Origin of the sequence: Nonomuraea sp. H19, from assembly GCF_052068215.1 — a bacterium.
In the GTDB taxonomy this organism is placed as follows: Bacteria; Actinomycetota; Actinomycetes; order Streptosporangiales; family Streptosporangiaceae; genus Nonomuraea.
This window is the reverse complement of the sequence record NZ_JBQHCV010000006.1, coordinates 263,608-275,625: the sequence shown is the minus strand read 5'-3', so window position 1 is coordinate 275,625 and position 12,018 is coordinate 263,608. Positions and strand designations below refer to the sequence as shown.

Here is a 12,018-nt window from a genome sequence, read left to right as displayed (position 1 = left end):
CCTGTGTCGATCGAATGGGTGAACCAAGCCATCGACGACCTGCGTGCTTGGGGGCGCGCGCGGGAAGTCGAGGTTGACGCGGACGAGGTCCGCCTGCTCTGCGACTACGCCAGCGACTATCTCAACGTCAACGAACTCGCCGATTTCACTCCGGAAACCTTCGACGAGCTGCTGCTGTCCATCTACCCGCGCAAGGTCATCGCGCCGCCCGAAAGCGCGCCGGAAACCGTCGAGGCTGCCCGCACCTTGGTCGACTACCTCAGCGAGTCAGGCGCGGTGCCCGAGCCGAGAGCGGCTCGGATGCGCGAAAGGCTCGACGACATCGCGCCGCGCATGCCCGAGGCGCTCGCCGACCCGGCGAACTTCGGCATGGCCAAGAGCCTGTTCAGCTCGATCGGCCCCGAGTCGCTCGAGCAGTCGATCGCCATCCCGTCGGGCGAGCTTCCCGACCTGGGGGAGGCGCCCTGCGACTGCCCCGGTTGCACGCCCCTGCCCGCCGCCCGGCTGGCCCCGCCCGAAGACCTCCTCGCCGCGCTGCGGACCGTGCCAATGCTGCGTGAGCAGCCGCTACCGGGCGTGGACGAGCCGCTGACCGAATGGGCGCAGACCGTCGCCCGCATCATCGAGCACGACACCGGCGGCGCGATCACCGGCTCCAGCGAGCTCGACGAAGGTCTCTACGACCTGTTCGACATGCTCTACCGGCTGCAGGTGCGGGTGCCCGTCAGCGTGATCGGCGACTACCTCGACGAGATCGGCGGCGCCGCCGGGATCGACCTGGCCGCGGTGCTCGACCGGCTGGCCTGGTGCGGACTGCTCCACGTCGCCGGGGACCACGCGGAGCTGACGCCGCCGGCCGTGTGGGCGCTGCGCGAGCACTACCTGTCGCTGGGACTCGACGCCCCGGAGGCCCCCGACCTGGCCGAGGCCGACGCGCGCGGCCTCATCGAAGGGCTGCTCGACGGCGTGCCGACCGAGCTCGCCGAGGACGACATCGACCGCTGGCTGACCGGCAGGACGCCCGGTGAGGCCGCCGCCGAACTGCTGGCCGCCGCCTCCGGCGCGCCCGCCGTGGCCCGCGGCATCGCGATCACCATCGTGGACCGGCTCGGCGCCGAGGCCGAGCCGCAGGTGCGCGACTACCTGGACGATCAGGAGCTGCGGCCGCACGCCATCCACTGGCTGGCCGCAAGACGGCTGCCCGCGCCCGCGCTCACCCAAGAGGAGCTGCTGTGGGTCAGCGTCGACATGCTGGCGCTGGCGCTGCCCGCGGCCGAGGAGGACCCGGAGGTGTTCGCCGAGAACATGGCCGCCTCCGGCCCGCCCGCCCACATGATCGAAGAGATGTGGCGAGTCGACCACCCTGACGTCGTCGACGTTCTGGAGTTGCTCGGACGCTCCATTCAGGACGGCACGGTGGCCAAGGCGGCCCGCAAGGCCGCGTTCAAGGCCCGCTCCCGGGCCATCCGTTGAGTACGCCGATGTGACTGCTGTGCAGTAAGTTTCGTGGGTGGCCAACAACGTCTTCGACCTCGCCGAGCTGCGTAAGCTGATCGATGAGCAGGCTGCCGTGCCGCCACGGCAGGCCGAGGAGACTCCCGTGGAGGAGCACGAGGCGCTCACGTTCCCGCCCGTCCTGCTGGCATCCGACGCCGAACTGGCCAGGGCGGTGCCCGCGGTGCCGCTCGTCGCCGACGCCATCAGGCTCACCGCCTGGACCGGCACCCGCCAGGTGAGCCGCGAGGGGCACCTGAGCGAGGCCGACGCGGCGGCCGCCGCCGAAGAGCTCGGCGTGCCCGCCTCCCGGCTCCGCCTCGTGTGGATCGTCGCCGTCAACACCGGCCTGCTGAAGATCATCGGTGGCCGCGCCTCCAGAGGCCCGCTGTCGATGCAGCTCACGGTCGAGGCCACGCTGGAGTTCTGGGACGGCGTGGTCATGGACGTGCTCGATCGCGCCGACGCCGGCCTGACCGGCTCCGCCGTCGTCGACGGCCACCTGGCCGAGATGCTCGCCACGGTCTACTCCGTACGCTCCGGCGTCGCCACCGCCAACCTCGCCCGCGGCATCCTCCAGTCCCACGAGGTCGCCTGCGCGCCCGGCCCCGCCGAGATGCGCAAGATCGCCGCCGCGCTTCCCGCCGAGCTGCTGGAGGCGCTGTCGCTGCTGGCCTACTGCGGCCTGGTCGAGCAGACCGCCGCCGGCCGCACCGCGCTCACCCCGCTCGGCGTCTGGGCCATCCGCCGCGACCTGCTGCGCGAGGGGCACGACGCGCCGACGGCGGCCGAAGTGGAGGTCTTCGCCGACCTGTCCGCGGCCGAGCTGGTCGAGGCGCTCGTCCGGGGCACGGCCACGCAGAGCGCCGTCGCCGGCTGGCTGGAGCGCCGCTCGCCGGACTCGGCCGCCCGCGACCTGATCGAGATAGCCGCCTCCGGCACGGCCGGGCAGCGCGGCGCGGTCGGCGCCATACTCGAAGAGCTGGGCCCGGAGGCCGAGGTGCCCGTCAGACAGGCCCTCGACCACCCGCTGATGCGCCGCTACGCCGCCTCCTGGCTGCACATCCGCGACCTGGACGCGCCGCCGCTCAGCCCCGAGGACCACACGTGGATCGCGGTCGACTCCCTGGCCGCCCTCATGCACCTGTCCGGTCCCGCCGCGGGCCGGCTCGACCCGCCCGATCCCGGAGAGGACCTCATCAAGCTGGTCGGTGAGATGCCCGCGGTCGGCCACCCCGACACGATCGCCGTGCTCGACATGCTCGCCTCCGCCCACGACGACCAGGCGGTGGCCAAGGCGGCGCGCAAGGCCGCGATGAAGGCCCGCTCGCTGGAGCACGGCGGGCCACGCCCGGTGGCCCGCCGCAGTTAGCGGGGCCGAGTGCGCCGTGTCGGGCGGTTTTGCGGGAGACAACGGGGCCGAGTGCGACGCGTCGGGCCGCGGGCCACGCCCGGTGGCTCGCCGCAGCCAGCGGGGCCGAGTGCGCCGTGTCGGGCGGTCCGCGGCAGACAGCGGGCCGGGGCCGGGCGGGGTGCGGCCGGTGGCTCGCCGCGGGTAGCGAGGTCTGGCTCCACAGCTGCACTAAACTGGGCTGATCCACCCTCGAGAAACGGAGTGAGCCCCTTGGCGATCCAGTCGATCCGGCTGTTCGGAGATCCGGTGCTGCGCACCCCGGCGGCCCCGGTCGTCGACTTCGACAAGGAGCTCCGCAAGCTGGTCAAAGACCTCACCGACACGATGATGGACGCGCCCGGCGCGGGCCTGGCGGCCCCCCAGATCGGCGTCGGCCTGCGGGTGTTCACCTACTACGTGGACGACCAGCTCGGCCACCTGATCAACCCCGACCTGGACCTCTCCTCCGAGCTCGACGAGGAGGGCGAGGAGGGCTGCCTGTCCTTCCCCGGCCTGTCGTTCCCGACGCCGCGCGCCATCCGCGCCGTCGCCAAGGGCTTCGACATGCACGGCGAGCCCGTCACGCTGGAGGGCACCGACCTGATGGCCCGCTGCTTCCAGCACGAGACCGACCACCTCGACGGCATCCTGTTCATCGACCGCATGGACCCCAAGCAGCGCAAGCTGGCGATGAAGGCGGTCCGCGAGGCCGAATGGAGCGGCCTGGCGGCCCCTGTGGTCAAATACTCGCCGCACGTGACCGGCGGAAAGGCGCTCTGAGAGCATGCGTCTGGTCTTCGCGGGCACACCCGAGACGGCGCTGCCGTCACTGCGCACCCTGATCGACTCGCCGCGGCACGACGTGGTGGCCGTCGTCACCCGCCCGGACGCCCAGTCGGGCCGGGGACGCAAGGTTCACCCCTCGCCGGTGGCCGAGCTCGCCGAGGAGGCGGGCATCGAGGTGCTGCGCCCGCAGAAGGCCGGCGACCCGGCCTTCCTCGACCAGCTGCGCGCCCTGGAGCCCGACTGCTGCCCAGTGGTCGCCTACGGCGCGCTGCTGCCGCAGTCCGCGCTCGACGTGCCCCGGCACGGGTGGATCAACCTGCACTTCTCGATCCTGCCCGCCTGGCGCGGCGCGGCGCCCGTCCAGCACTCCATCCTCCACGGCGACGAGATCACCGGCGCGACCACGTTCCAGATCGTCAAGGAGCTGGACGCAGGACCCGTCTACGGCGTGGTCACCGAGCCGATCCGCACCACCGACACCAGCGGGGGGCTGCTGGAGCGGCTGTCGGTCTCGGGGGCCGGGCTGCTCGCCGCCACGTTGGACGGCGTCGAGGACGGCGCCCTGGAGGCGCGGCCGCAACCGGCCGACGGGGTCACCATCGCCCCCAAGATCAACGTTACCGACGCCCGGGTCGACTGGGCCAAGCCCGCCATGCACGTCGACCGGCTGATCCGGGCCTGCACGCCCAACCCCGGTGCCTGGACCGAGTTCCGCGGGCACCGCATCAAGCTCGGACCGGCGCGCCTGGTGCCCGGCGAGCGGCTGGCGCCGGGCGAGATCGCCGCCACGAAGACGGCGGTGCTGGTCGGGACCGCCACCCACGCTGTGGAGCTGGGTGAGGTGCAGCCGCAGGGCAAGCGGCTGATGGGTGCCGTGGAGTGGGCTCGTGGAGTCCGCCCGGAGAGCAAAGAGATCTTCGCGTGACCCGGCCGGAGCAGTCCGGGGGCACGCCCGGCCGGAGGGGCCAGGGGGGCGGCGGGAGCCGTCCGCGCAGACCCACGCGCGACCCGGCCCGCAACGCCGCCTTCGACGTCATACGGGCCGTCGACGAGCGCGACGCGTACGCCAACCTGCTCCTTCCGCGCCTCCTGCGCGACCGCGGCATCAAGGGGCGCGACGCGGCGCTGGCCACCGAGCTCGCCTACGGCACGCTGCGCGGTCTCGGCACGTACGACGCGATCATCGAGATGTGCAGCGACCGCGCGCCCGACCCCGACGTGCGCGATGCCCTGCGGCTCGGCGCCCACCAGCTGCTGCGCATGCGCGTCCCGCCGCACGCGGCCGTCGGCACGACCGTCGACCTGGTACGCCTGCGCGTCGGTCCCGGCGCGGCCAAGTTCGCCAACGCCGTGCTGCGCAAGATCGCGTCCAGGACGCTCGAAGAGTGGGTGCCCATCGTCGCGCCCGACGCGGCCGACGACCCCGTCGGCCACCTCGCCGTCGCCCACGGTCATCCCCGGTGGATCGTCTCCGCCTTCCGCGACGCGCTGGGCGGGGACGCCGAGCTGACCGACCTGCTCGCCGCCGACAACGCCCGCCCCCAGGTGACGCTGGTCGCGCGGCCAGGACGCAGCTCGGTCAAGGAGCTCGAAGCCGCGGGGGCCCTCCCGGGCCGCTATTCGCCGTATGCAGCCTACCTGCCCGAAGGTGATCCCGGGCAGATCGAGGCCGTGGCCGAGACGCGCGCCGCCGTGCAGGACGAGGCCAGCCAGCTCGTGGCGCTCGCCCTGACCCGCGTACCCGTCGAGCGGGACGGCGAGGAGCTGTGGCTCGACATGTGCGCGGGGCCGGGCGGCAAGGCGGGTCTGCTCGACGCCATCGCCACGCACGGGGACGTGAGCGGCTCGGGGTTCCCCGGCGGGGCCCGGCTGGTGGCCGCCGACGTGCAATACCACCGGGCGCGGCTGGTCTGGCAGACCACCCGCGACGCGACCGTGGTCACCGCGGACGGCACGGAGCCCGCGTGGCGGCCGGGCGTGTTCGACCGGGTCATGCTCGACGCGCCCTGCACCGGGCTCGGGGCGCTGCGGCGGCGGCCGGAGGCGCGGTGGCGGCGCGATCCCGCCAGCATCGCCGAGCTGGGCAGGCTGCAGCGGCGGCTGCTCGACACGGCGCTGGAGGCCGTGCGGCCCGGTGGCGTCGTGGCGTACGTCACCTGCTCGCCGCACCTGGCCGAGACCCGGGTGGTGGTCGGGGACGTCATCGCGCGCAGAGGCGATGCCGACCAGCTCGACGCGCGGGACTACCTGCCCGAGGTGGACGGGCTCGGCGCCGGGCCGCACGCCCAGTTCTGGCCGCATCGGCACGGCACGGACGCCATGTTCCTCGTCCTCCTCCGCAAGCGTCCCTGACGACGACGCCGGGCTCACGCGGTCCGGAGCGGGCACGCTGAGGACGGCGTACACGTGCCGGGCATACCCGGACCCACTCCGAACAGGCGGCGGTATTCAGCCGCATGTTCGGCCGTGTGCGCCTGGTGTGGAGCGAGACCCTCGCCGAAGTCAATAGACTTGGCAAATCATGGCCGTACAGATCTCGCCCAGCATCCTCGCCGCCGACTTCGCCAGGCTCGCCGACGAGGCCGCCGCCGTTCCGAACGCCGACTGGCTGCACGTCGACGTCATGGACTACCACTTCGTGCCCAACCTCACCCTCGGGCTGCCGGTGGTCGAGGCGCTGCGCAAGGCGACCTCGACGCCGCTCGACTGCCACCTCATGATCGAAGACCCCGACCGCTGGGCGCCGCAGTACGCGGAGGCCGGCGCGGGCAGCGTCACCATCCACGCGGAGGCGGCCAAGGCCCCTGTCCGGACGCTTCGCGAGATCCGCGCGCTCGGCGCCAGGGCGGGGCTCGCGCTCAACCCGGCCACGCCCGTCGAGCCCTACGAGGACCTGCTCGGCGAGCTGGACATGCTGCTGCTGATGACCGTCGAGCCGGGGTTCGGCGGGCAGAAGTTCCTCGACATGGTGCTGCCGAAGATCCGCCGGGCGCGGGCGCTCGCCGAGCGGCACGGCGGCCGGATCTGGGTGCAGGTGGACGGGGGAGTGGACGCCGAGACCATCGGGCGCTGCGCCGAGGCGGGCGCCGATGTGTTCGTGGCGGGCAGTGCCGTCTACGGCGCCTCCGACCCCGTCGCCGCCATCGATGAGCTGCGCGCCGCCGGAGCCCGCGCCAGCCGCGTGACATGATTACGCCCCCATTTGGGTAACCAATCACTTATGGGGGACCATGGGATCTTCGGTCCGCGCTCGGTGACGTGGCGCGTGATGGGCGAGCCCATCCTGCTGGTCGGCGGCATCCGGGCGCTGCTGATGCAAGGGCTGCACCCGCGCGCGATGCGCGGCGTGCTGCAGAACTCCGCGCTCATGGATCCGCATGAGGCCTGGTCGCGGTTCGTGCGTACCACCGAGTTCGTCCGTGTGCGCACGTACGGCACCCGCGCCGAGGTCGAGCGGGCCGGACGCCGGGTGCGCAAGATCCACGCCACGCTCACCGCCTACGACCCCGACACCGGCACCACGTTCCGGCTGGACGAGCCCGCCGCCCTGCGCTGGGTGCACGTCGGCGAGGTGGACTCCTATCTGACGGTCGCCCGCCGGGCCGGGGTGCGGCTGACGGACGCCGAGGCGGACGCCTTCGTCGCCGAGTGGCGGCGGGCCGCCGAGGTGGTGGGGTTGAAGGCGGAGGACGTCCCGGGCTCGGTGGCCGAGCTGCGCGACTACATCGAGGCCGAACGCCCCGGCCTGCGATTCGTCCCCGAGGCCGCCCACCCGCTGCGCCTGTCGTTCAACGCCCCGCTCCCGCTCCTGCTGACGCCTCTCAAGCCCGCGCTGCCCGCCCTGACGTGCCTCGCCTTCGCCACGCTGCCCCGCTGGGCCAGAAGGTTGTACGGGCTGCCCGCCACGCCGATCGGCGACCTGTGGGCGACCGTGACGCTCAGGACCCTGCAGACCGGGCTCGGGCTGGTCCCCGCCCAGGTGAGGTACGCCCCAGCGGCCCGCCGCGCGCACCGGATGACGGCCGCCTGAAGCGAGCGCTTGTTCTGAATTGCGGGGGCGGTCGCGTCCGCCGCACCGGGCATGGCACACTGATTACCAGAAAGAGAGCTAGCGTGCTCCGGGGTCGGTGAAAGTCCGAACCGGCGGTGACAGTCCGCGACCCGGCCGATGCCATCGGCCGGTTGACTCGGTGAAATTCCGGGACCGACGGTTAAAGTCCGGATGGGAGGTAGCGCGCGAGGTGTCCGGTGTCCCAGCCGGACGCCTTCTGTGGTGCATCCGTGCATCGCGAGAATCCCCCGGGGCCCGCCGTGGCTTGGAGCTACTGGCGAGTAGGAGACCCGGGTGCAGATACCCGAGCGGGACGCCGCGCACATGGCGCGCGCCGTCGACCTGGCCGGGCGCGGACGCGGCACCACCAGCCCCAACCCCGTCGTGGGCTGCGTCGTGCTCGACGCCGCGGGCGGGGTGGCCGGCGAGGGCTTCCACGTGTACGCGGGCGGGCCGCACGCCGAAGTCGTCGCGCTGCGGCAGGCGGGGGAGCGGGCCAGGGGCGGCACCGCGTACGTGACGCTCGAGCCCTGCGACCACACCGGCAGGACGGGTCCGTGCAGCCGGGCACTGCTCGACGCGGGCATCGCGCGAGTCGTGGTGGCGGTGGCCGACCCCAGCCCGAAGGCCGCGGGCGGGGCCGCGCGGCTGCGGGCTCACGGGGTCGCGGTCACCATCGGGGTGCTGGCGCACGCGGCCGAGCGGGTCAACGAGGAATGGCTCACCTACGCGCGGCGCGGCCGGTCCCACGTGACCTGGAAGTTCGCCGCCACGCTGGACGGCAGGTCGGCCGCCGAGGACGGCACCAGCCAGTGGATCACCTCCCCCGAGGCCAGGGCCGACGTGCATCGGCTGCGGGCCGCCTCCGACGCGATCGTGGCCGGCATCGGCACGGTCCTCGCCGACGACCCGCGGCTCACCGCCCGCCCCGCCGTCCTGGCCCCGAACGCCGGCGGCCCCTCGAACGCCGAGCCGGCCCTGGACGGTGCCCTGACCCCGCATGCCGGCTCGGCCTCGGGTGCCGGGCGGGACGCGGCCCTGAGTGGTCGTTCCGGTTCGGCCGCCGCCCACCTCGGCTCAGCGGATCGCCCCGCTCTCGACGATGCGGGGAGCCGTCACAGCGCGGGGACTGCCGATGACGGGAGCCTGCCTGACGGCACGCCGGCGGGCGGGCGGGCCCCGTTGCGGGTCGTCGTCGACACCGATGCCCGGACGCCGCCGGCCGCCAGGGTGCTCGACGGCGCGGCGCCCACGCTCGTCGCCGTGGCCGCCGACGTCACCACCGATCTCCCGGCCGAGCTGCTGCGCCTGCCCCGCCACGAGGACGGCCTCGACCTGCACGCCCTGCTGAAGGAGCTGGCGGCGCGCGAGGTGGTCAGCGTGTTCCTGGAGGGCGGCCCGGAGCTCGCCGGTTCGTTCATGAGGCAGGGCCTGATCGACCGCGTGGTCGCGTACCTGGCGCCCGCGGTTCTCGGCTCCGGGCCGGCCGCGCTCGGCGCGGCCGGGGTGCGGACGATCAGCGACATCCACCGCCTGACATTTGACGAGATTTCCCCCATCGGGCCGGACGTGCGGCTGATCGCCCGGCCCATCGCACAACCAGGCAGGGAGCAGTGATGTTCACCGGAATCATCGAGGAAAAAGGCGAGGTAGTCGCCATTGAGCAGGCCGGCGGCGGAGCCCGGCTGTCGGTGCGCGGCCCGATCGTCACCTCCGACGCCAAGCACGGCGACTCGATCGCGGTCAACGGCGTGTGCCTCACGGTCGTGGCGGTCGAAGGTGACGTGTTCACCGTTGATGTGATCAAGGAGTCGCTCGACCGCAGCTCACTGGGCGCGCTGACCGAGGGCTCCGTGGTGAACCTGGAGCGGGCCGTGCGCGCCGACCAGCGCCTCGGCGGCCACATCGTGCAGGGCCATGTGGACGGCACCGCCGTGCTGCTGTCGCGGGAACCCGGCGAGAGCTGGGACGACCTGCGGTTCTCGCTGTCGGAGGCGCTCAGCCGGTACGTGGCGGAGAAGGGCTCGATCGCGATCGACGGAATCAGCCTGACGGTCACGACGGTTGACGACGAAAGCTTCGGCGTGAGCCTTATCCCCACCACGCTGAAGCTCACCACCATGGGCGACCGCCAGGTGGGCGACATGGTGAACATCGAGGTCGACGTGATCGCGAAATATGTGGAAAGGCTGGTGGGCAGGCAGTGAACTGGGCCAACGCCGGATTCGAGATATTCGGCACACATGTGCTCTGGACGGACCTGATCGGCAACATCGCCGCTCTGTCCACGGTCCTGCTCGCCATGCGCAAGTCGATGTGGACGTGGCCGGTGCAGTTCACCGGCTCGGTGCTGCTGTTCATCGCCTCCATCAACGCGCACATCACCGGGAACGCGCTCAAGCAGGCGTTGTTCGCGGGCCTCGCGGTCTACGGCTGGTGGGCCTGGCGGCGCGGCACGCAGGACGGCAAACAGCTGGCCATCCGCCCCGCCCAGTGGTGGGAGCGGTCGGTGCTGATCGGCGTCATGCTGGTGGGCACGGCGGTGGTCGGGTTGCTGTTCTTCGTCACCGGCCTGTCGTGGGGCGCGCACGTGCCGCTGCCGAAGGGCGCCTTCCTGGTGGCCGCCGACGCCTACATCTTCGTCGGCAGCGCCGTGGCCACCTGGGCGCAGGGCAGGGCACTGGTGGACTTCTGGATGGTGTGGGTGGCCGTGGACCTGGTCGGGGTGCCACTGGCGTTCAGCTCGGGGCTGGTGGTCTCCGGATACGTGTACGCCGTGTTCTTCGTGCTGGTCGTCATCGGGTTCGTCAAGTGGCTGCGCGAATACCGCGCGGCGGCGGCGCCGGCCGTGGTGGTGGCGCAATGAGCCGGATCAAGCTCGACCCGATCGAGCGCGCGATCGAGGACATCCGCGCCGGCAAGGCGGTCGTGGTCGTCGACGACGAGAACAGGGAGAACGAAGGCGACCTCATCTTCGCCGCCGCCAAGGCCACGCCCGAGCTGTGCACGTTCACGATCCGGCACACCAGCGGGATGATCTGCGTGGCCATGGAGGGCAAGGAGCTCGACCGGCTCGGCCTGCCGCTCATGGTCTTCCACAACAAGGAACGCATGCGCACGGCGTACACGATCACCGTGGACGCCCGCGACGGCGTCACCACCGGCATCTCGGCGGCGGACCGGGCCAAGACGATCCGCACGCTCGCCGACTCCGCAACCGAGCCCAACGAGCTCGTCCGCCCGGGGCACATCTTCCCGCTGCGCTACCACGAGGGCGGCGTGCTGGCCCGGCGCGGCCACACCGAGGCGGCCGTGGACCTGTCCAGGCTGGCCGGGCTGTCGGCGGCGGGCGCGCTGGCCGAGGTCGTCAACGACGACGGCACCATGGCCAGGCTGCCCGAGCTGCGCCGCTTCGCCGACGAGCACGACCTGGCCCTGGTCTCCATCGAGCAGCTCGTCGACTACCGCCGCCGGGCCGAGAGCATGGTCACCAGGGTCGCCGAGACGCGGCTGCCGAACGTGTACGGGGTGTGGCGGGCGTACGGCTACGCCAGCGCGCTCGACGGCGGCGAGCACGTCGCCCTGGTCTTCGGCGAGCTGGGCGACGGCGAGAACGTCCTGGTCAGAGCCCACTCTGAGTGCCTGACCGGCGACGTGTTCGGCTCGCTGCGCTGCGACTGCGGCGTGCAGCTCGACCACGCCATGTCGGCCATCGCGCAGGAGGGCCGCGGCGTGGTCGTCTACCTGCGCGGCCACGAGGGCCGGGGGATCGGGCTGCTGGCCAAGCTCAGGGCGTACGGGCTGCAGGACAACGGCAGCGACACCGTCGACGCCAACGTGGAGCTGGGGCTGCCGGTGGACGCGCGGGAGTTCTCCAACGCCGGGCAGATCCTGGCCGACCTCGGGGTCAGGTCGGCGCGGCTGCTCACCAACAATCCGGCCAAGCTCAAGGGCATGGACGGGTACGGCGTCAAGGTCCTCGGCCGCGAGCCCATGCCCGTGGCCATGAACCCCTACAACGAGCGATACCTGAAGGCCAAGCGCGAACGGCTCGGCCATGACATCTCGGAGGCCTCTTGACTCCCTCTCCACAGCCGAAGCCGGGAGATTCCAGCCTTCGCAAGCTGGATCTACCTGTTGCGCAGGCGGTCGCCGTCCCGGTCAAGGCGAGGGACGGGGAACCGTCCGACGGTCTTACGCGGCCTCCGCAGGCGTCACATCCCGCCAGCTGGGCGGTGGGTCCGGCGGCTTGGTTCTCGCCGCCGGACGACCGTTACGATAGCGCAGAGTCACC

General features: G+C 72.5%; 11 protein-coding genes and 1 riboswitch. All 11 genes read left to right on the top strand.

Annotation, left to right across the window (positions count from 1 at the left end; genetic code table 11):
• The first annotated feature begins 3 nt into the window (after nucleotides 1–3).
• Nucleotides 4–1,473, top strand: coding sequence for a hypothetical protein (locus tag ACTMTI_RS15365; RefSeq protein ID WP_441120984.1), 1,470 nt, complete (start codon nucleotides 4–6; stop codon nucleotides 1,471–1,473).
• 37 nt (nucleotides 1,474–1,510) lie between these two features.
• Entirely contained in the window at nucleotides 1,511–2,866 is a 1,356-nt protein-coding gene (locus tag ACTMTI_RS15360; RefSeq protein WP_441120983.1) for a hypothetical protein, read from the top strand.
• A gap of 252 nt (nucleotides 2,867–3,118) precedes the next feature.
• A complete protein-coding gene (def, locus tag ACTMTI_RS15355) occupies nucleotides 3,119–3,667 on the top strand; it encodes a peptide deformylase (protein ID WP_441120982.1) in 549 nt (182 codons plus the stop codon).
• Between the two features lie 4 nt (nucleotides 3,668–3,671).
• The gene (gene fmt, locus ACTMTI_RS15350) at nucleotides 3,672–4,598 is read left to right on the top strand and encodes a methionyl-tRNA formyltransferase (protein WP_441120981.1); all 927 of its coding nucleotides are present in this window, start codon (nucleotides 3,672–3,674) and stop codon (nucleotides 4,596–4,598) included.
• The gene (locus tag ACTMTI_RS15345) at nucleotides 4,595–6,025 is read left to right on the top strand and encodes an RsmB/NOP family class I SAM-dependent RNA methyltransferase (protein ID WP_441120980.1); all 1,431 of its coding nucleotides are present in this window, start codon (nucleotides 4,595–4,597) and stop codon (nucleotides 6,023–6,025) included. The genes fmt and ACTMTI_RS15345 overlap by 4 nt, the downstream gene beginning before the upstream one ends.
• A 169-nt stretch (nucleotides 6,026–6,194) precedes the next feature.
• Nucleotides 6,195–6,863 (top strand): ribulose-phosphate 3-epimerase, encoded by a 669-nt coding sequence (gene rpe, locus ACTMTI_RS15340; protein WP_441120978.1) that lies wholly within the window; start codon nucleotides 6,195–6,197, stop codon nucleotides 6,861–6,863.
• 30 nt (nucleotides 6,864–6,893) lie between these two features.
• Nucleotides 6,894–7,703 (top strand): oxygenase MpaB family protein, encoded by an 810-nt coding sequence (locus ACTMTI_RS15335; RefSeq protein ID WP_441120977.1) that lies wholly within the window; start codon nucleotides 6,894–6,896, stop codon nucleotides 7,701–7,703.
• 79 nt (nucleotides 7,704–7,782) lie between these two features.
• A riboswitch (FMN riboswitch) is annotated at nucleotides 7,783–7,913 on the top strand.
• 105 nt (nucleotides 7,914–8,018) lie between these two features.
• Nucleotides 8,019–9,341 (top strand): bifunctional diaminohydroxyphosphoribosylaminopyrimidine deaminase/5-amino-6-(5-phosphoribosylamino)uracil reductase RibD, encoded by a 1,323-nt coding sequence (ribD, locus tag ACTMTI_RS15330; protein WP_441120976.1) that lies wholly within the window; start codon nucleotides 8,019–8,021, stop codon nucleotides 9,339–9,341.
• On the top strand, nucleotides 9,341–9,931 hold the full coding sequence (locus ACTMTI_RS15325) for a riboflavin synthase (protein WP_441120975.1): 591 nt from the start codon (nucleotides 9,341–9,343) through the stop codon (nucleotides 9,929–9,931). The genes ribD and ACTMTI_RS15325 overlap by 1 nt, the downstream gene beginning before the upstream one ends.
• The gene (locus ACTMTI_RS15320; protein ID WP_441120974.1) at nucleotides 9,928–10,590 is read left to right on the top strand and encodes a nicotinamide mononucleotide transporter family protein; all 663 of its coding nucleotides are present in this window, start codon (nucleotides 9,928–9,930) and stop codon (nucleotides 10,588–10,590) included. Before ACTMTI_RS15325 ends, ACTMTI_RS15320 begins: the two co-directional genes overlap by 4 nt.
• Nucleotides 10,587–11,804: a bifunctional 3,4-dihydroxy-2-butanone-4-phosphate synthase/GTP cyclohydrolase II gene (locus ACTMTI_RS15315; protein WP_441120973.1), complete on the top strand. Its 1,218-nt coding sequence runs from the start codon at nucleotides 10,587–10,589 to the stop codon at nucleotides 11,802–11,804. Before ACTMTI_RS15320 ends, ACTMTI_RS15315 begins: the two co-directional genes overlap by 4 nt.
• The last annotated feature ends 214 nt before the right edge of the window (nucleotides 11,805–12,018 follow it).